This is a genomic window from Xanthomonas sp. MUS 060, from assembly GCF_000963215.1.
Taxonomy (GTDB): domain Bacteria; phylum Pseudomonadota; class Gammaproteobacteria; order Xanthomonadales; family Xanthomonadaceae; genus Xanthomonas_A.
Window position 1 is genome coordinate 1 of record NZ_JZIM01000024.1, and the last position, 18,953, is coordinate 18,953.

Sequence of the window (18,953 nt, forward strand, 5' to 3'; positions counted from 1 at the left end):
CTTCCGGAAACCCTGGCTGGACTCCACTTCGTCGTCTTCTCCATCCTCATGCTTGGAAATGCCACGTCTCTAATCCAAAGTTCATAACACGCTCTAGGCGCATTCTCAATGCGGAAACCACGCAACGACACGGCGCCTGCCAAGCAGCACCGGTCTGCCGACGCAACGCCGTCAGGCGCATGGTGACGTTGCAGCCGCCTTCACGTCAGGCGGCCTGTTTTTACTCGGGAGCCAATGCCGCCAAAAGACAGGCGTAAAGGCACCGTAGGCACGCACGGGCTACAACAGTCTGGCACCCTGGCAATTCAACGGCGATACCCAATGCTGACTCTCGAAACCGGCCACAGCAAATGCCGCCTGCACTGCCGGTGCCGCCGCCTCTGCCTCGGCACGAGTGGCGAACCAGGCGAATACGCTCGGACCAGCACCGGAAATGCCCGCGCCCATCGCACCGGCAGCCAACGCGGCAGCCTTGGCTGCATCGAAGCCGACGATCAACGGCGCGCGACGCGGTTCGATCAGCGTATCGTGCAAGCCAGCGCGTACCAGCGCCACGTCGCCGGCATGACAGCCGGCCAGTACCAGCGCCAGATTGGCACTTTGCGCGACGAATTCGCCGAGTTGGTAGTCGCCAGCCAACGCGGCGCGGGCGCGGCGGGTCTCCAACACGGCATCCGGATGCACCAGCAAGCTGTACCATCCCGTCGCCACCGGTACCGGCACCATCCGTTGCAAGGTGGACAGCACCAAACCACCGAGGAACATCGGTCCCAGATTGTCGCCATGCCGACTACCGCTGGCCACGGCCTCGCCATCGAGCGCGTACTGATAGAGCTGGTCCCGCGACAAGGACTCATCCAACAACGCATTGGCCGCCACCAACGCCGCAACGCACGACGCCGCCGAGCCGCCCATGCCGGAGCTGAGCGGAATGCCCTTGTCGATCTCCAACTCGAACCCGAATGGCAAACTCAGCGCCTCGCGCAGCGCGATCAACGCCACACCGGCGGTATTGCGCGTGGCCTCCAGCGGCAACAGCGCATTGGTGCCACGGATCGCGGCGATGCGCACCTCGGGAGCGGCGATACGACGCACGCTGACCGTATCGCCGACACCCTCCAACGCATAGCCCAGCAGGTCGAAGCCCACCGCCACATTGGCCACCGAGGCCGGGGCGAAAGCGCGTGCCTGTTGCGGCATGTTGTCCATCTTCGCAGCACCTGGCTGATCGGTTTTCACGTTGCTCACAGACGCGCGCCCTCGCCCGCCGCCACCCGCAGCAGGTCGGCGAACACGCCCGCAGCGGTGACTTCCGGACCGGCGCCAGGGCCCTGCACCACCAATGGATTGGCGCAATAGCGGCGGGTGGTGAACTGGACCACGTTGTCGGTCAAGCGCAGATTGGCGAAGGCATGATCGGCCGGCAGTTCCACCAGGCCAACGCTGGGCGTGCGTCCCGGCGCCAGTTGCGCCACGTAGCGCAGCACGCAGCCGCGCGTCCGGGCCGCCTGCAAGCGCTGCGCGAACGCCGCATCCACTTCGTGCAAACGGGCCATGAAATCCTCCACACTGGCCTGACGCAGTGCTTCGGGCACCAGGCTCTCCACCGCCACCTCCTCCAGGCTCAACGCATGCCCGGCCTCGCGCGCCAGGATCACCAACTTGCGCGCCACGTCGGTGCCGGATAGGTCATCGCGCGGATCCGGCTCGGTGTAGCCCATGCCGCGCGCTTGGCTGACCAACTGCGAGAACGGCACGCTGCCATCGTATTTGTTGAACAGCCAGGCAAGCGTGCCGGAAAAGATGCCCTCGATCGCGGTGACTTCGTCGCCGGTATCGACCAGATCGCGCAACGTGGTGATGACCGGCAAGCCGGCGCCAACCGTGGCCTCGTAGCGGAAGCGCGCACCACTGCTCTGGGCGGCAGCGCGGATCGCGTGAAAGCGCGCCAGTGGGCCGGCGCCCGCCTGCTTGTTCGGTGTCACGACATGGATACCGGCAGCCAGCCAGTCGGTGTAGCGATCGGCCACGTCGGCACTGCCACTGCAATCGATGATGACCACATGCGGCAGATGCGCCGACAGCAGGTGCGCGGTGAACGCATCCAGATCGGTGGGTTGCTTGCCGGTCGCCAGCGCCTGGCGCCAATCGCCGGCGAAGGCGCGCGCTTCCAGCCGCATCGCGCTGCGCGAGGCAATCGCGCGCAGGCGCAAGTCGAGATTGGCCTTGGCCAACAGTTGCGGCTGCGCCGCGTGCAATTGATCGAGCAGCGCGGCGCCGACATTACCCGGGCCGATCACACCGACCGAAAACGTCTGCGGCGACAACCAGAAGCCCGCATGCGCGGCGCGCAGCGCCTTGGTCGCGTGTGCGCTATCGATGGCCACGGAAATATTGCGCTCCGACGAGCCCTGCGCGATGGCGCGGATATTGACCTGGGCACGGCCCAGCGATTCGAACAGACGTGCGGCCACACCCGGTTGCCCGGTCATGCCGTCGCCGACCGCCGCCAGCACACTGATCCCGGTCGTGAGCTGCACACGTTGCACCTGCCCTACCGCCAGTTCATGAGCAAAGGCCGACAGTACGGCACTGCGCGCGCGTTCGGCCTCGTGCTGCCGCACCACGCAGCAGATCGAATGCTCGGAGGATCCCTGCGAGATCATCACCACCGATACCCGTGCATTGCGCAGCGCGGCGAACACGCGCTCGGCGGTACCGGGCACACCGATCAGGCCGGTGCCTTCGAGATTGAGCACGGCCAGGTCCGGACTCAGCGTAAGGCCCTTGATCGGTCCGCTGGTGGCGCTGCTGGCGGTAATCCGCGTCCCCGGGTGTTCTGGCTGGAAGGTATTGCGAATGATGATCGGCAGGCCGCGCTCGATCGCCGGCGACATGGTCTGCGGATGCACCACCTTGGCGCCGAAGTAGGCCAGTTCGCAGGCCTCGTCGTAGCTGAGGGTTTCCAGTTGCACCGCTTCGGGCACCACGCGCGGATCGGCCGAGAGCACACCGTCGACATCGGTCCAGATGTGCAACTCGTCGGCATCGAACAAGGCGGCGAAGATCGCTCCGGAATAATCGCTCCCGTTACGGCCAAGCGTGGCGATGCGTCCGGCGCGGTCGCGCGCGACGAAGCCGGTGACCACGATACGCTGCTGTGGATGCTGCGCGCGCCACTGCGCCAGACGCTGCGCGCTTGCGTCCCAGTCCACGTCCACGCCGAGTTCGCCGCGATCGACCACCAGCACCTCGCGCGCATCCAGGATCGCGCAGTCCTCTCCAAGCGCGCGCAGATGCTCGCCGAGCAATTGCGCCGAATACACCTCACCCAGGCCCTGGACCCGCTCCAACACTTCGCGCGGCAGTTCGCCGATCACCGCCAACGCGGCGAGGATCTCGGACAGGTGTTCGAAACGCGCGTCCAACCATTCCACCGTGGCGCCAGCGAGTTCACCGAGCAGCGCCACGGCGGCGGCGCGATGCCGGGCACGGGTCTGGTGCCAGCGCTCGCGCCAGTCGGCGTTTTCGCGCACGGCCAGTTCCGCCAGCTCAATCAGGGCATCGGTGACACCCTTCATCGCCGACACCACCGTGATCTGTAGGCCCTCCTCGCGCGCCAGCAACAGTTGCGCGACATGGCGATAGCACTCGGCATCGGCCACCGAGGAGCCACCGAATTTATGGACGACGGTATGCGCGGCGAGCGCAGGTGCTGGGACAGACGGGACGGCGGCGGACGACATGGGAGACCTCGGAGTGGAGGCCCCGCTCGCCTCAGGCTGCGGAATTTCCCCGCATCCTGATCCGGGTGCGGGGCCGTGGTGTTCGACAGTTAGGCGAAGACGACGGACCGCACCGGATCAATGGTGTGGGTGGTAATCCCCATGGTAATGCCGACACCGTGCCCTGCCGCGTGCCGAAGCAAACGCGGGATCAAAGCGACGATGTGAGCGCAGACCATAGGCATTGCCGACAAGAGGACATCATGCGCCGGGGCGCTGTCAAGCCATGCGTCATTACCCTGCTGCACGTCACATCCAGCCGAGCGAAACGGTTGCAAAAGCGACTATCGTTCGTCGACTACGCGAATGCCCGGCCGACACCGCACGGCCACCGCAGGTATGGCGTGCGGACCGCAGGTCATGCACCTGTACACGCACGCACCCCATGCCGAGCCGTCCCGGCATGGGGTGCACGCATGGTGAGGGTGATACAGCCGGGATGACGCGATAGGCGTCAATGCTGCTGGTGATCCGTCGGCGGCGGTTGCTGCGGATCAGTAGGATGCATACCGTTCTGGGTCGCATTCTGGTGCTGCATCGCTGCCTGACCCGCGTCGGTTCCGCTGGATTTGCCCGAGGGCTCTCCACTGCTGCCGCTGGCCTGACTGCCATCGGCGGTGGCAGACGGCGGCGCCGTGCCCTGGTCTGGAGCGGGCGTACCGTCATCGCGGTGGCAGGCGACCGAGGCCGCCAGAATCGAACCGATCATTAGCGTTTTCAATATTCTGCTCATGAGTGACTCCTGCTTCGCATTCGTACACGTGATTGGAGGCTCGCACGGGAATGGCCGATATGGCCAGACGCACTCCTCGCCGAAGCCGCGACCACCGAGGCATCGGCGGTATTTGCCATGTCCTGGCCATGTCGAGCAGGCAAGGCGTCTGCGGCACACGTAGCGGCAGTCGACCCGCGCATCGTGTTGTCCACCATGATCGAAGCGACGCGCGATCGCATGCCAATGCGTTGCGGCGCTGCACTTGGCGGACACGCGCAGGATAGGTAAAGCGATGCTCAGAGCGCGTCTGCACAAGGTGTAATTGGCGTTATCGCGGTGGCTGCGGCATGACCAGCCAACGACACGCACGCATCTGCGCATGCGATGCCATGCGCGCAGTGCGACAACCCCCGCCGCATTGGGGTGGCACCACCACACAGAGCAGGAAAACCACACGAAAAAAATGGTGACCCCGGCGCGATTTGAACGCACGACCTGTCCCTTAGGAGGGGACCGCTCTATCCAGCTGAGCTACGGGGCCATAAGGCTTTCCGGGCATCTATCGGTAGCACTGTGCTATTTCTGCGCTAACGCCAATCCCGGCTGTCGCCCATTGTAACGGATGCGATTTTTTTTACGTGCCGCAGGCCAGGAAAGCTAAAACAGGGCGGGCAAGCCCAGTCTGCTAAAATGACGGATTGGTCACACCCTGCGCCCACACGCTCACGGTCGCCGTCCCTGTCGCCTCGATTTCCAGGAGATTCCATGTCCGCTGATTTGCTGAAGGCGCTTGGTCTGGCCGCATCCAATGCTGGCACCTATCTGGGCAACGGCGAGTGGTCCAGCGCCACCGGCGCGGGCGTACTGCAACCGCTGAATCCATCCAGCAATGCGCTCATCGCCGAGGTTCAGGCCACCACGGACGCGGACTACGAGACCGTGATCGCCCGCGCGCAAGCGGCATTCAAGCTGTGGCGCAGTACGCCGGCACCGCGTCGTGGCGAGGCGGTGCGACTGTGCGGCGAGGCGCTGCGCGCGCACAAGGATGCGCTGGGGTCGCTGGTCGCGCTGGAGATGGGCAAGAGCAAGCCCGAAGGCGACGGCGAAGTGCAGGAGATGATCGACATCGCCGACTTCGCGGTCGGGCAGAGCCGCATGCTCTACGGCTACACGCTGCATTCGGAGCGTCCTGGCCACCGTATGTACGAGCAGTACCAACCGCTGGGGTTGGTCGGCATCATCAGCGCGTTCAACTTCCCGGTTGCGGTGTGGAGCTGGAATGCGTTCCTGGCGGCGATCTGCGGCGACATCTGCATCTGGAAACCCTCCAATAAAACCCCGCTGACCGCAATCGCCGCGATGAAGATCTGCAACGCGGCGCTGCACGCTGCCGGCTTCCCGGACATCTTCTTCCTGATCAACGACGCCGGCACGGCGCTGGCCGAGCGTCTGGTCGAGGATACCCGCATCCCCCTCATCAGCTTCACCGGCTCCACCCAGATCGGACGTCGCGTCGCCGAGACCTGCGCGCGGCGGCTGGGCCGCTGCCTGCTGGAGCTGGGCGGCAACAACGCGATCATTCTCGAGGAAAGCGCCGACTTGAAGCTGGCGATCCCCGCCATCGTCTTCGGCGCGGTCGGCACCGCGGGCCAGCGCTGTACCAGCACACGCCGATTGATCGTGCATGCTTCCATTTACGACGCTGTCCTGGCGACGCTGGTCAAGGCGTACAAACAGGTCGAAGGCAAGATCGGCGACCCCACCGACCCGGCGAATCTGATGGGGCCGTTGAACAGCCGCGGCGCGGTCGAACAATTCCTGACGTCAATCGCCAAGGCCAAAGCCGCCGGTGGCACCATCGAGACCGGCGGCATCGCGCTGGAGCGCCCGGGCAACTTTGTCCTGCCGACAATCGTCAGCGGGCTGAAGAACAGCGACGCCATCGTGCAGCAGGAAACCTTCGCGCCGATCCTGTACGTGATGAAATACACCACCCTCGAAGAAGCCATCGAGATGCAGAACGGCGTGCCGCAGGGGCTGTCCTCCTCGATCTTCACCCAGAACCTGAAAGCGGCGGAGACCTTTCTGTCTGCGGCCGGCAGCGACTGCGGCATCGCCAACGTCAACATCGGCACTTCCGGCGCCGAGATCGGCGGCGCCTTCGGTGGCGAGAAGGACACCGGCGGCGGCCGCGAGTCCGGCTCGGACGCCTGGAAGGTGTACATGCGCCGGCAGACCAACACCATCAATTATTCCGATTCACTGCCACTGGCACAGGGCATCAAATTCGACCTGTGACCGCGCGAACCTCGCTCTCTTAGTTCACGAACACCCTCCCATCCCGTCCATACATGCAAGGAGCAACACCGATGAGTCAGATACGCGAAACCAATTCACTCGCCGTCGTCAGTCTGGTCGCCGGTATCCTCGGTTGGACCTTCTTGCCGCTGCTCGGCAGCCTGAGCGCGATCGTCACCGGACACATGGCGCGCGCGGAAATCCGCCGCGATCCGCAGCGTTTTGAGGGTGACGGCCTGGCAGTGGGTGGACTGGTGCTGGGATGGACAGCGGTGGCGCTCGGGATCATCGCGCTGCTGGCCGTGCTGACCATGATTTTATTCAGCGGGCTTTTCTTAGGCGGGTTAGCCTGGTTCGCGAGCACACATGCATGAGCATCGACGCCGCCGCGCCACAACATCGCTTCAGCAACCGGGTCGAGGACTACGTGCGCTATCGTCCGGATTACCCACCGGCGCTGATGGCCTGGGTGCACGGCGCGCTAGGCGTGGCACCGACGGCACTGGTGGCCGATATCGGCGCAGGCACCGGCATCTCCAGCCGCATGTTCCTGCGTGCCGGGCACCCCACCCTGGCCGTGGAGCCGAACGCGGCGATGCGTCGCGCCGCCGAGACCATGCTGCACGACACCCCGGGATTCCGCGTCATCGACGGCAGCGCCGAGGCCACCACCCTGGCCGACGCCAGCATCGACCTGATCAGCGCCGCGCAGGCGTTCCACTGGTTCGACCCAGTGGCCGTGCGCCGCGAATGGGCACGGGTGCTGCGTCCAGGCGGGCTGACACTGGTGTATTGGAACACCCGCCTGCTCGACGCCACGCCGTTTCTACAAGGCTACGAACAACTGCTGCTCGACTACGGCACCGACTACAGCGCGGTCTCAGAACGCCACCCGGACGATGCGACAATGCACCGTTGGTTCGGTGCCGGCTTGCGCGACAGTGCACAGTTCCCCAACCTGCAACGTCTGGATTTCGACTTCCTGCGCGGGCGGCTGCTGTCGTCCTCGTATGCGCCACTTCCCGGACACCCGCGCCATGCGCCGATGCTGGAAGCGCTGCGCGCGCTGTTCGACCAGCACCAGGCCGACGGCACGGTCGACATTCATTACCACACCCGCGCTTTTGCCGGAACGCTGAACTGACCACATCACCATGTATTCCCTTGCTCGACCGTTTCTATTCGCCCTCGATGCCGAGCGCGCCCATTCCCTCGGCTTACGCGCGCTCGAACTGGCCTATCGCACCGGCACCAACCCCCTGTTGGCGCCAGCGATCATGCCGATGCCCACGCAAGCCTTCGGTCTGACGTTTCCCAATCCGGTCGGGTTGGCCGCGGGCCTGGACAAAAACGGCGAGCACATCGATGCGCTGCTGGCGCTGGGCTTTGGTTTCGTCGAGGTCGGCACCATCACCCCACGGCCGCAGGCTGGCAATCCCAAACCGCGCATGTTCCGCCTACCGCAGCAGCAGGCGGTCATCAATCGCCTGGGCTTCAACAACCTCGGCGTGGACGCTTTGGTGCGCAACGTCGCGCGCGCGCGCCGCCAGCGCGGCCTGCTCGGGATCAACATCGGCAAGAACAAGGACACACCGAACGAGGAGGCCGTGAACGACTACCTGCATTGCCTGGAAAAGGTCTATGCGTTAGCCGACTACGTCACGATCAACATCTCCTCGCCCAACACTGCCGGCTTACGCGAATTGCAGGAAGAACAAGCGCTGCGACACCTGGTCGCACGGCTGCGCGAGGCACAGGAAACACTGGGCGCGCGCCATGGCAGACGCGTGCCGATGCTGGTGAAGGTGGCCCCGGACCTGAGCGACCGAGATATCGATGCGGCAGCGCGCGTCTTGTCGGATCTGCAGGTGGACGGAGTGATCGCCACCAACACCACCATCACCCGGCCGGGCCTGGAACACGCCCCGCTCGGCGGCGAAAGCGGCGGCCTGTCCGGGGCGCCGCTGATGGAACAATCGACACTGGTGCAGCGCCGGCTGCGCGCACGCCTGCCCGAGGCGATCCCGCTGATCGGGGTCGGCGGGATCCTCTGCGGAGCCGACGCCGCGGCCAAGATGGCCGCCGGCGCGGCACTGGTGCAGTGCTACAGCGGGCTCGTATTCCGCGGACCGGAATTGATCGGCGAATGCGTCGAAGCGATACGCCGACGCCGCGAAGCACCCAGCCCTGGATCGGTGACCACGCCATGAGCAAAACCTGGTCGCTCACCGCCAACGCGCCGTTGCAGGCGCTCAACACCTTCCACGTTACCGCGCAGGCTCCATGGCTGCTGCAGATCTTCGCCCCCGAGGCGTTGCCGGAAGCGCTGCTGGCACCGCAACTGTGCGGCGCGACGCTGTTGCCGCTGGGCAGCGGCAGCAACGTGCTGTTCGCTGGCGATGCCCCCGGCGTGGTGTTGTCGTTCTGCAACCGCAACATCGACACACTGGAACATCGCGTGGATTACGCCATCGTCCGCGTCGGCGCTGGCATGGGCTGGCACGAGTTGGTGGTGTGGTCGCTGGCGCAGGGTCTGTCCGGCCTGGAAAATCTCGCCTTGATCCCCGGCACGGTCGGTGCCGCCCCCATCCAGAATATCGGTGCTTACGGCGCACAGGTCGAAGAGTTCATCCACGTCGTGGAAGCCTACGACCGTGCCGATGCGCGGTTCGTGCGACTGGACGCGGCGGCATGCGAATTCGGCTACCGCGACAGTCTGTTCAAGCGCCAGCCCGATCGTTATTTGATCGTCGCGGTGGAATTCAGACTACCGCGCCTGCATGCGCTGCGCATGGACTACGCCGGCATCGCCGAGGAACTGGAGGCGCTGGGCATTACCACGCCGAGCGCGCCCGACGTGGCCCAAGCGGTCATCAACCTGCGTCGGCGCAAGCTGCCCGACCCGGACGTCCTCGGCAACGCCGGTAGCTTCTTCAAGAATCCGTTGCTGCCGCTGGAGCAGGTACAGGCGCTGCAGCACGCGCACCCGGATCTTCCGGTGTTCCCCTGCGACGAGCAGATGCAGCGCAAGCTCTCGGCCGCCTGGTTGATCGAGGCCTGCGGCTGGAAAGGCCATCGCGACGGCGATGCCGCGGTGTCCGCCGCGCATGCGCTGGTGCTGGTCAACCATGGACAGGCCAGCGGGACGGAATTGTTGGCGCTGGCGCGGCGCATCTCCGCTTCAGTACGCGAACGTTTCGGGGTCATCCTGGAACCGGAACCGCGCATCGTCGGCGCACAGTGGTAAGCGTGCCCACACCGCTGCGCGCGGCCGTCTTGATGCTGCTCAGCACGATGAACTTCGGGCTGATGGTGGTTGCCATCCGGTTAGCATCGGCGCAGCTAGCAACAGTGGAAATCGCCTTCTTCCGCAACCTGTTCGGCCTGCTGTTTCTGCTGCCGATGCTAGTGCGTCCAGGCCAGCCGCTGCCGCGCACGACGCAGTTGCCACGCTACCTGTTGCGCACGGCGATCGGGCTGGTATCGATGCTGGCCGGGTTCTGGGCGATTGGTCACCTCCCGTTATCGCAGGCGATCGCCCTCTCCTATTCCAGCCCCTTGTTCGTCACCCTGGCCGCGGCGCTGTGGCTGGGCGAGATCGTGCGCCTGCGTCGCTGGCTGGCGGTGCTGTGCGGCTTCATCGGGGTGCTGATGATCGTTCGCCCTGGCGCCACCAGTTTCAGCGCAGGCACCCTGGTCGCGGTGTTGGCCGCGCTGATGAGTGCGTTGGTCGCCATCCAGATCAAGCAACTGACGCGGGTCGATAGCGCCAACACCGTCGTGTTCTACACCTACGCGTTCTGGCTGCCGATGTCGCTACTGCCAGCGCTGTTCGCCTGGCAGTGGCCGCATGGCATCGCCTGGTTGTGGCTACTGGCAACCGGCCTGTTCGGCACCTTGGGGCAACTGCTATGGACACGCGCGCTACGCTTGGGCGAGGTCTCGGCCCTGATCCCGATCAGCTTCATCCAGTTGCCGCTGGTGACGCTGTTCGGCTGGTGGCTGTTCGGCGAGTCGCCGGATCGCTGGACAGTGCTCGGCGCGGCGATCATCCTCGCCGCCAACGCGTATATCGCCCATCGCGAAGCGCTGCTGGCGCGGCGCGCGGCAAATCAGCAAAAGAGCGCCACGGACACGCTCGACGCCTAGCCCACTTCGCGGCACAGATCGCAACAGACATCGCCGACATGTTGTTGGCGACTCCAACCGCGCACAGGCCAAGGCGACCTGCAGCGCGGATAGTCAACCGATCGCCGCCTATCAACGGGATGAAAAGCGCCCGCTTAGGCAGACGACATCGAGCAAAAAAGCGCGCTAAAAAATGCGATGTGCAACGTGCACGCCGAGCAACTTGCGCCGCCAATGACACGCACTGGCGGCGTTCCCGACAAGGGATTCACCGAGCCCGACGCAGATAAGTGCGCTCGACATAATCGTCGATCAACGCAACGAACTCTTGGGCGATGTTCTCGCCACGCAAGGTGACGGTTTTTTCTCCGTCGATGAACACCGGTGCCGCTGGCGCCTCGCCGGTACCGGGCAAGGAAATACCGATATTGGCATGGCGCGATTCGCCCGGCCCGTTGACCACGCAGCCCATCACCGCCAGGGTCATGTTCTCAGCGCCAGGATGCTGAATCTTCCATTCCGGCATTTTCGCGCGCACATGGTTCTGCACCACTTTGGCCAGTTCCTGGAAGAACTCGGAGGTGGTGCGACCACAGCCCGGGCAGGCGGTGACCAGCGGCGTGAAAGCGCGCTGACCGGTGGTTTGCAGCAGCTCCTGGGCGACGATCACCTCCTGCGTGCGCGACTGCCCCGGCTCCGGGGTCAACGAGATGCGGATGGTGTCGCCGATACCTTCCTGCAGCAGGACCGCCAGTGCCGCGCTGGAGGCCACGATACCCTTGCTACCGATGCCGGCCTCGGTCAAGCCCAGGTGCAGAGCGAAATCCGAACGCTGCGCCAGATCGCGGTATACCGCGATCAATTCCTGCACCCCGCTGACCTTGCAACTGAGCACGATGCGGTCGCGGCCCATGCCCAGCTCAACCGCGCGCTCGGCCGAATCCAGCGCCGAACGGATCAGCGCCTCGCGCAGCACCCGCGCGGCATCCCAAGGCACCGCGCGGTGCGAGTTCTCGTCCATCAATTGCGCCGCCAGCGCCTGATCGAGCGAGCCCCAGTTGGCGCCGATACGCACCGGCTTATCGTATTTCAGTGCGAATTCGATCAATTGGGCGAACTGAGTGTCTTTCTTCTTGCCGAAGCCGACATTGCCGGGGTTGATCCGGTACTTGGCCAGAGCCTGCGCGCAGGCCGGCTCTGCGGCCAGCAACTGGTGACCGTTGTAGTGGAAGTCGCCGATCAACGGCACCTCCACACCCATCATCCGCAGCTTATCGACGATACGCGGAATCGCTGCAGCCGACTCGGGATTGTTGACCGTCAACCGCACCAGCTCCGAGCCGGCACGCCACAACTCCGCCACCTGTTTGACCGAAGCGGCCACATCGGCGGTGTCGGTATTGGTCATCGACTGCACCACGACCGGCGCGCCAGCGCCCATGGTGACGCCGCCGATACGCACCGGCTGGGTGAGACGACGCGGGCCGGGCGCGGCGTCGGCGAGAGGGGCGGAACGGCTGGCAGTGTCGGACATTGCCGCATTTTAGCCTGCAAGGCCGGGTGGTGCCCCATTCCCAAGATGTCGGCGATTCAGCCAAACGGCACGCACCGGAACCGGTAATCACAAGCCGCCCCGCTCCCGACGCATACGATACGCGGCATGGACTCCACCGACGCTTCCTTCCTGCGCACCCTGTGCAGCCTACGCTGGCTTGCCACCGCCGGGCAGGCCGCGACGATCCTCCTGGCAACCTGGCCAATGGGCTTGCTGTTGCCGCAGGCGCCGCTGTGGGCCGGCGTCGCCGTGCTGGCGCTGTTCAACCTGTATGCACAGTTACGCCTGCGCCATACCGCCGCGGCCACCCCAGCCACCGCGTTCGGCCATATTCTGGTGGATGTCACCGTACTGACCTGGATGGTCAGCTGGAGCGGAGGGATCGGCAACGCCTTCGGCTCCCTGTTCCTGGTGTTGATCGCACTGGCGGCCCTGGCCCTGCCACTGCGCTGGGCCTTGGCGGTGGCAGTGGCCTGCATGAGCGGCTACGCGGTCAGCGCGCTGTTCGGGCTGCCACTGCCGCGCGGTCCGTATCAGGCGCTGGACCTGCAACGCTGGGGAATGGCCGCCAACTTCCTGTTGTCTACCGTCGTGGTGCTGGTGTTTTCCACCCGTCTGGCGATGGCCATGCGCGCGCGCGAACGCGAACTGGCGCTGTTGCGCGAGCGTTTTACCCGCAACGAGGGCATCGTCGCCTTGGCCACCCATGCCGCGTCGGTCGCGCACGAATTGAACACGCCGCTGGCGACCATGACCCTGCTCACCGACGATATCGCCGAACAGAGCACGCAGCCAGAGTTGCGCGAGGATTTGGACACGCTGCGGCAACTGCTGGTGCAGTGCCGAGAACGGGTGCTGGCACTGGCGGCGCCGGCACAGCGCGCGGGCGCAGGTATGATCTCCCTGGCGCACGTCCTGCATCAATGGCAACTGGTGCGACCGACCGTGCAACTGCACCGCAACGACGATGCGCCTTTACAACTGCGCATGGAAAGCGCAATCGGCCACTTGTTGCAGGTACTACTGAACAACGCCGCCGACGCCGGCGAACGCGCCGGTCAGCCACGCGTGGACCTGAACGTACACGTCACCGGCAGCGAATTGATCGGCGAGGTACGCGACTATGGTGGCGGCTTCGACGCCAACCAGGTCGGACTGCCGGCCACTCTATTTCGTAGCGGCAAACCCGACAGCATGGGCGTAGGCTTGGCACTGTCTCATGCGACCATCGAGCGTCTGGGCGGGGAACTGTGGACACAGCCCGCTTCCGGTCACGGCACCCGGGTCGGATTTCGCCTGCCACTGCTCACTCTGGAGACCTCCGCATGACCACTGACACCCCACTGGGCCTGCTGGTCGACGACGATCCGTTGTATCTGCGCACTCTGCAACGCACCCTGGCACGCCGAGGCCTGGAAACCCACACCGCCGACAGCACTGTCACGGCATTGACGCTGGCCACGGCCAGCCAGCCGGATTACGCGCTGATCGACCTCAAACTCGGCGACGAATCCGGCCTGGCGCTCATTCAGCCGTTACGCGCGATCCGCGCCGATATGCTTATCCTGCTGGTCACCGGTTACGCCAGCATCGCCACTGCGGTGGAAGCGATCAAACTCGGCGCCGACGACTATCTACCCAAACCGGCAACCGTGCCGATGATCCTGCGCGCGCTCGGCCTGGAAGCCGATGACAGCGAGGATAGCGACGATGTGCCTGATGCCATGACCCCGCTGAGCCGCCTGCAGTGGGAACACATACAGCAGGCCATGCACGAAACCGGCGGTAACGTCTCCGCCGCCGCACGCCTGCTCGGCATGCACCGCCGCTCGTTGCAACGCAAACTCGCCAAGCGCCCCAGCCCCAAACGTGATCCGCCGCACTGAAAGCATGCGCTCCGCCGCGTCGGCGCTCCAGCGCCTGGCATGAATGCTGCCTCCCATCCCCCTCCATCACTCCTCAAGCCCCCTCCCCCAAGGCCGCTAACTCAGCATGTCGACACTGACTCCCCCCACGCTGCTGGACGAACCAACAAGACTGAATGTCCTGCAGCAACTCTGCCTGCTGGACACCCCGGCGGACCTCGTCTTCGATCTGATCACGCAATTGGCCGCACGTTACCTGAATGTGCCAATCGCGATGGTGTCGCTGGTCGACGAGCAGCGCCAGTGGTTCAAGTCCAAGATCGGTGTGGACACCACAGAAACCCCGCGCAGCCAGGCGTTTTGCGCATATACGATCCAGAGTACGGAACTGCTGGTGGTGCTCGATGCGCGGGAAGATCCGCGCTTTCGCGACAGCGCACTGGTGACCGGCCCACCATTCGTGCGTTTTTATGCCGGCGCTCCGCTGCTGGCTGATGAAAGACGGCGCCAACCTGGGCGCGTTGTGCGTGGTCGACACCGAACCGCGCCAGGATTTCGACGAGGCATCGCGCAAGACCCTGGAAAACCTGCGCGACATCCTGATGATCCGCATCGACGCCCTGCGCAACGCCGGATTCATCGACCCGCTCACCCAACTGCCCAACCGTCTGCGCTTCAACGAAGACCTGACCATGTGGCTTTCGCTACAGGGCACGCAGCAGCACAACACCGCAGTGGCCGTGGACGTGTGCGGAACCAAGTATTTCCGCGAGATGGTCAAGGCGCTGGGATGGGAATACGCCGAAGGCTACCTGCTGTGCTCACGCGACCGGCTGGTGCAGGCACTGAATGGGATACCGCTCTATCGTATCGACACCACCACGTTCGTGTTCGTGATCGAAGGCAGCGACGAGGACAAACTGGCGCAATGGTGCGATCACGTCTGCGACGCCTTCACCTTGGCGATCGACCACCAGGGCATCCCGCACGTGGCGACTCCTTCGCTCGGCGCGGTATACCTGGACGGCGGATTGAGCGCCAACCATACCCTGCGCTCGCTGACGACCGCCGTGGATATGGCACGCCAGCGCGGCTTGCGCTGGAGCCTGTACGAACTCAGCCATGACGCCAGCCAGCGCAGCGCATTCCGAATTCTGGCCGCGCTCCCGGAAGCGCTGAGCGCACAAGGCCAACTAAGCCTGCACTACCAACCGCGGGTGAGCATGCACACCGGTGCCTGCATCGGAGTGGAAGCGCTACTGCGTTGGGAGCATCCACTGTTGGGGGCGGTCGCGCCCAACAACTTCATTCCACTGGCAGAAAAAACCGCGTTGATGCCGCAGATCACCGCCTGGGTGCTGCAAACCGGTATCGCCCAAGCTGCGCTGTGGCAACAGCGTGGACATCGCTTCGCCGATGAAAGACGGCGCCAACCTGGGCGCGTTGTGCGTGGTCGACACCGAACCGCGCCAGGATTTCGACGAGGCATCGCGCAAGACCCTGGAAAACCTGCGCGACATCCTGATGATCCGCATCGACGCCCTGCGCAACGCCGGATTCATCGACCCGCTCACCCAACTGCCCAACCGTCTGCGCTTCAACGAAGACCTGACCATGTGGCTTTCGCTACAGGGCACGCAGCAGCACAACACCGCAGTGGCCGTGGACGTGTGCGGAACCAAGTATTTCCGCGAGATGGTCAAGGCGCTGGGATGGGAATACGCCGAAGGCTACCTGCTGTGCTCACGCGACCGGCTGGTGCAGGCACTGAATGGGATACCGCTCTATCGTATCGACACCACCACGTTCGTGTTCGTGATCGAAGGCAGCGACGAGGACAAACTGGCGCAATGGTGCGATCACGTCTGCGACGCCTTCACCTTGGCGATCGACCACCAGGGCATCCCGCACGTGGCGACTCCTTCGCTCGGCGCGGTATACCTGGACGGCGGATTGAGCGCCAACCATACCCTGCGCTCGCTGACGACCGCCGTGGATATGGCACGCCAGCGCGGCTTGCGCTGGAGCCTGTACGAACTCAGCCATGACGCCAGCCAGCGCAGCGCATTCCGAATTCTGGCCGCGCTCCCGGAAGCGCTGAGCGCACAAGGCCAACTAAGCCTGCACTACCAACCGCGGGTGAGCATGCACACCGGTGCCTGCATCGGAGTGGAAGCGCTACTGCGTTGGGAGCATCCACTGTTGGGGGCGGTCGCGCCCAACAACTTCATTCCACTGGCAGAAAAAACCGCGTTGATGCCGCAGATCACCGCCTGGGTGCTGCAAACCGGTATCGCCCAAGCTGCGCTGTGGCAACAGCGTGGACATCGCTTCGCCGTGTCGTTGAACGTCTCGGCGGTGGATCTGGAGCAAGCGGATTTCATCACCAACCTGCGCAGCCTGCTGGCACAACATGCAATTGCACCGGGCGCCATCGAAATCGAATTCACCGAAAGCGCGATGATCCGCGATCCGCAACGGGTCGCCGAACAACTGCAAGAGATCAGCGCACTCGGAGTAAAAATCGCCATCGACGACTTCGGCACGGGCTACAGCAACCTCGGCTACCTCAAGAGTATCCCCGCCGACGCGCTGAAGATCGACCAATCGTTCATCCGCACATTGCCCGCGAGCCGCAGCGACAGCGTCCTGGTGCCAGCAATGATTCGTCTCGGCCACGACTTCGGCCAGCAGGTCGTCGCCGAGGGCATCGAAAGCGAAGCCGTGTACAAGATGCTACGCGACTGGGGCTGTGACGAAGCCCAGGGTTACTGGATCGCCAAGCCAATGCCAGCCGATGCGCTGGACGCGTGGCTGGCAACACCGTGGCACGGCGCGTAAACGCGCCGCAGCCCGGCGGCACTCACCAGAACACCGCATAGAGCGCAATCAGAATCGCGATTACCACGGCGGCGCCGAGCTTGAAGCCGGACGTGGTGGCATAGCACACGTCGTCGGTACGGATCAGGTCGCGTACCGATGCCTGGGGAGTCAGCAGCGACACCAGCACCGCCGAGAGCAACGACAGCACGAACACCAGCCCGATGCGGTCCATGAACGGCAGCTCCGGCCACAGTTTTTTCAACACGACCGACAGCAGGACCGAACCGACCGCCGCGCTCAGCGCACCGGCTTCGTTGGCGCGCTTCCAGAATAAGCCGAGCATGAAGATCACCACCACGCCGGGGGTGAAAAAGCCAGTAAATTCCTGGATGAACTGGAAACCCTGGTCGAAATTACCCAATAGCGGGCGCGCGGCGAGAATGCCGATCAACACTGACGACACGGCGGCAACGCGGCCAACGCGCACCAAACGTTTCTGCTGGGCCTGCGGGCGGAACTTGGCGTAGAAATCCAGGGTGAAGATGGTCGCCACCGAATTGATCTTCGATGCCAACGAGGCCACGATCGCCGCCACCAACGCGGCGAACACCAAGCCGAGCATGCCACTGGGCAACAGTTGCATCATGGTCGGATAAGCTTGGTCGGGTTTGCCCAGCGTCGGCGCGAGCATCACCGCAGCAATGCCCGGCACCACCACCACCAGCGGCATCAGCAGCTTCAGAAAGGCGGCGAACACGATGCCTTTCTGCGCTTCGCCGATGTTCTGCGCCGCCAATGCGCGCTGGATGATGTACTGATTGAAACCCCAGTAGCTGATATTCATCACCCACATTCCGCCGAACAGCACGCTCAAGCCTGGCAGATCTTTGTAGAAGGGATTGTCCCTGGACAGGATCATGTGGAAATGCTCCGGATGCGCGCTCCATAGATGCTTGAAGCCGGCCAACACGCCGGTACCATCGCCGATACGCGACAAGGTCAGCCCAGCGACCAGCAAACCACCCAGTACCAGCAAGGTGACCTGCACAATGTCGGTCAACGCCACCGCCTTGAGGCCACCGTACAACTGATAGACCAGAGCGAACATACCGATCATGACCAGCGCCAGAGTCTGATCCATGCCCGTGATCTGGCTCACCGCAATCGACCCCAACCACAAAATCGAGGTCAGGTTGACGAACACGTACAGCAGCAACCAGAACACCGCCATCAGCGTGCGGACCCACTTGCCGTAGCGTTGTTCCAAAAACTGCGGCATGGTGTAGATGCCGTTGCGTAGAAACACCGGCAGGAAGAACTTGCCGACGATCAACAAGGTCAGCGCCGCCATCCATTCGTAGGAAGCAATTGCCAGACCAATCGCATAACCTGAGCCGGCCATGCCGATGATCTGCTCGGCGGAAATGTTGGCTGCGATCAACGAGGCGCCAATCGCCCACCATGGCAAGGTCTTACCGGCCAGAAAATAATCCTCAGCACTCTTTTTATGACCGCCTTTCTCCCGCGACACCCACTGTGCCAGGGCGAAGATGCTCACCAGGTACACCACCACGATCGCTACATCCAACTTCGCCAAACCCATGGCGTTCTCCTACGAGCCTCGGCCCTGTCGCATCGTTGAATACGACGCCACCCGCTCGGGCAGCGCGCCATTAATATCACCTCTATCTCACCCTGCCCGGCCGCATCGCACGCAGCGAACATCGTCGGAAATGCGACGATGTTCGTGTCCGGCCAGGCTGCGCGTGCATGCCAGCACCACA

14 protein-coding genes, 1 tRNA gene and 2 pseudogenes are annotated in these 18,953 nt (G+C 64.2%); 11 read left to right on the forward strand and 6 right to left on the reverse strand.

Annotation, left to right across the window (positions count from 1 at the left end; genetic code table 11):
* Positions 1–279 precede the first annotated feature (279 nt).
* The 4 genes from XANALMUS060_RS15020 to XANALMUS060_RS15040 form a co-directional block, all read right to left on the reverse strand.
* The gene (locus tag XANALMUS060_RS15020) at positions 280–1,209 is read right to left on the reverse strand and encodes a homoserine kinase (RefSeq protein WP_045739154.1); all 930 of its coding nucleotides are present in this window, start codon (positions 1,207–1,209) and stop codon (positions 280–282) included.
* Between the two features lie 35 nt (positions 1,210–1,244).
* Positions 1,245–3,746 carry a bifunctional aspartate kinase/homoserine dehydrogenase I gene (gene thrA / locus XANALMUS060_RS15025; RefSeq protein ID WP_045739133.1) on the reverse strand — a complete coding sequence of 834 codons (2,502 nt, stop codon included), beginning with the start codon at positions 3,744–3,746 and terminating at the stop codon, positions 1,245–1,247.
* A gap of 493 nt (positions 3,747–4,239) precedes the next feature.
* A complete protein-coding gene (locus XANALMUS060_RS15035; RefSeq protein ID WP_235430531.1) occupies positions 4,240–4,518 on the reverse strand; it encodes a hypothetical protein in 279 nt (92 codons plus the stop codon).
* A gap of 446 nt (positions 4,519–4,964) precedes the next feature.
* Positions 4,965–5,041: transfer RNA gene (locus XANALMUS060_RS15040), tRNA-Arg, on the reverse strand.
* A 224-nt stretch (positions 5,042–5,265) separates the two neighbouring features.
* On the opposite strand from XANALMUS060_RS15040, the gene XANALMUS060_RS15045 reads away from it, so the two are divergent.
* The 6 genes from XANALMUS060_RS15045 to XANALMUS060_RS15070 all read left to right on the forward strand — a co-directional run bounded on the left by XANALMUS060_RS15045 (position 5,266) and on the right by XANALMUS060_RS15070 (position 10,947).
* Positions 5,266–6,798 carry an aldehyde dehydrogenase family protein gene (locus XANALMUS060_RS15045; protein WP_045739136.1) on the forward strand — a complete coding sequence of 511 codons (1,533 nt, stop codon included), beginning with the start codon at positions 5,266–5,268 and terminating at the stop codon, positions 6,796–6,798.
* 71 nt (positions 6,799–6,869) lie between these two features.
* Complete coding sequence (locus tag XANALMUS060_RS15050) at positions 6,870–7,172, forward strand: DUF4190 domain-containing protein (RefSeq protein ID WP_045739137.1); 303 nt, start codon at positions 6,870–6,872, stop codon at positions 7,170–7,172.
* Entirely contained in the window at positions 7,169–7,942 is a 774-nt protein-coding gene (locus tag XANALMUS060_RS15055; RefSeq protein WP_045739138.1) for a class I SAM-dependent methyltransferase, read from the forward strand. The genes XANALMUS060_RS15050 and XANALMUS060_RS15055 overlap by 4 nt, the downstream gene beginning before the upstream one ends.
* 10 nt (positions 7,943–7,952) lie before the next feature.
* Positions 7,953–9,008 (forward strand): quinone-dependent dihydroorotate dehydrogenase, encoded by a 1,056-nt coding sequence (locus XANALMUS060_RS15060; protein WP_045739139.1) that lies wholly within the window; start codon positions 7,953–7,955, stop codon positions 9,006–9,008.
* Entirely contained in the window at positions 9,005–10,045 is a 1,041-nt protein-coding gene (gene murB / locus XANALMUS060_RS15065) for a UDP-N-acetylmuramate dehydrogenase (RefSeq protein ID WP_045739140.1), read from the forward strand. Before XANALMUS060_RS15060 ends, murB begins: the two co-directional genes overlap by 4 nt.
* A 32-nt stretch (positions 10,046–10,077) precedes the next feature.
* Positions 10,078–10,947, forward strand: coding sequence for a DMT family transporter (locus XANALMUS060_RS15070; protein WP_045728999.1), 870 nt, complete (start codon positions 10,078–10,080; stop codon positions 10,945–10,947).
* Between the two features lie 247 nt (positions 10,948–11,194).
* Here the strand turns inward: XANALMUS060_RS15070 and ispG are convergent, their stop codons facing one another.
* Positions 11,195–12,460: a flavodoxin-dependent (E)-4-hydroxy-3-methylbut-2-enyl-diphosphate synthase gene (ispG, locus tag XANALMUS060_RS15075; RefSeq protein WP_045739141.1), complete on the reverse strand. Its 1,266-nt coding sequence runs from the start codon at positions 12,458–12,460 to the stop codon at positions 11,195–11,197.
* Positions 12,461–12,586: 126 nt separating this feature from the next.
* On the opposite strand from ispG, the gene XANALMUS060_RS15080 reads away from it, so the two are divergent.
* From XANALMUS060_RS15080 to XANALMUS060_RS15100, 5 genes and pseudogenes are all read left to right on the forward strand, one after another.
* Positions 12,587–13,810: an ATP-binding protein gene (locus XANALMUS060_RS15080; RefSeq protein ID WP_045739142.1), complete on the forward strand. Its 1,224-nt coding sequence runs from the start codon at positions 12,587–12,589 to the stop codon at positions 13,808–13,810.
* Complete coding sequence (locus XANALMUS060_RS15085) at positions 13,807–14,367, forward strand: response regulator transcription factor (protein WP_045739143.1); 561 nt, start codon at positions 13,807–13,809, stop codon at positions 14,365–14,367. Before XANALMUS060_RS15080 ends, XANALMUS060_RS15085 begins: the two co-directional genes overlap by 4 nt.
* A 253-nt stretch (positions 14,368–14,620) precedes the next feature.
* Positions 14,621–14,788 (forward strand): annotated as a pseudogene (locus XANALMUS060_RS23085) (hypothetical protein); the annotation flags it as partial.
* A 250-nt stretch (positions 14,789–15,038) separates the two neighbouring features.
* Positions 15,039–15,692: pseudogene (locus tag XANALMUS060_RS22200) on the forward strand (EAL domain-containing protein); the annotation flags it as partial.
* Positions 15,693–15,762: 70 nt separating this feature from the next.
* Complete coding sequence (locus tag XANALMUS060_RS15100) at positions 15,763–17,187, forward strand: GGDEF domain-containing phosphodiesterase (RefSeq protein WP_045739146.1); 1,425 nt, start codon at positions 15,763–15,765, stop codon at positions 17,185–17,187.
* A gap of 22 nt (positions 17,188–17,209) precedes the next feature.
* On the opposite strand, the gene XANALMUS060_RS15105 is transcribed toward XANALMUS060_RS15100, so the two are convergent.
* The gene (locus XANALMUS060_RS15105; RefSeq protein WP_045739147.1) at positions 17,210–18,772 is read right to left on the reverse strand and encodes a sodium/sugar symporter; all 1,563 of its coding nucleotides are present in this window, start codon (positions 18,770–18,772) and stop codon (positions 17,210–17,212) included.
* Between the last annotated feature and the right edge of the window lie 181 nt (positions 18,773–18,953).

Coding starts and splice junctions, on each gene's coding strand:
- XANALMUS060_RS15020 (WP_045739154.1), bottom strand. CDS start 1,209: ATGGACAACATGCCGCAACAGGCACGCGCTTTCGCCCCGGCCTCGGTG.
- thrA (WP_045739133.1), bottom strand. CDS start 3,746: ATGTCGTCCGCCGCCGTCCCGTCTGTCCCAGCACCTGCGCTCGCCGCG.
- XANALMUS060_RS15035 (WP_235430531.1), bottom strand. CDS start 4,518: ATGAGCAGAATATTGAAAACGCTAATGATCGGTTCGATTCTGGCGGCC.
- XANALMUS060_RS15045 (WP_045739136.1), top strand. CDS start 5,266: ATGTCCGCTGATTTGCTGAAGGCGCTTGGTCTGGCCGCATCCAATGCT.
- XANALMUS060_RS15050 (WP_045739137.1), top strand. CDS start 6,870: ATGAGTCAGATACGCGAAACCAATTCACTCGCCGTCGTCAGTCTGGTC.
- XANALMUS060_RS15055 (WP_045739138.1), top strand. CDS start 7,169: ATGAGCATCGACGCCGCCGCGCCACAACATCGCTTCAGCAACCGGGTC.
- XANALMUS060_RS15060 (WP_045739139.1), top strand. CDS start 7,953: ATGTATTCCCTTGCTCGACCGTTTCTATTCGCCCTCGATGCCGAGCGC.
- murB (WP_045739140.1), top strand. CDS start 9,005: ATGAGCAAAACCTGGTCGCTCACCGCCAACGCGCCGTTGCAGGCGCTC.
- XANALMUS060_RS15070 (WP_045728999.1), top strand. CDS start 10,078: ATGCTGCTCAGCACGATGAACTTCGGGCTGATGGTGGTTGCCATCCGG.
- ispG (WP_045739141.1), bottom strand. CDS start 12,460: ATGTCCGACACTGCCAGCCGTTCCGCCCCTCTCGCCGACGCCGCGCCC.
- XANALMUS060_RS15080 (WP_045739142.1), top strand. CDS start 12,587: ATGGACTCCACCGACGCTTCCTTCCTGCGCACCCTGTGCAGCCTACGC.
- XANALMUS060_RS15085 (WP_045739143.1), top strand. CDS start 13,807: ATGACCACTGACACCCCACTGGGCCTGCTGGTCGACGACGATCCGTTG.
- XANALMUS060_RS15100 (WP_045739146.1), top strand. CDS start 15,763: ATGAAAGACGGCGCCAACCTGGGCGCGTTGTGCGTGGTCGACACCGAA.
- XANALMUS060_RS15105 (WP_045739147.1), bottom strand. CDS start 18,772: ATGGGTTTGGCGAAGTTGGATGTAGCGATCGTGGTGGTGTACCTGGTG.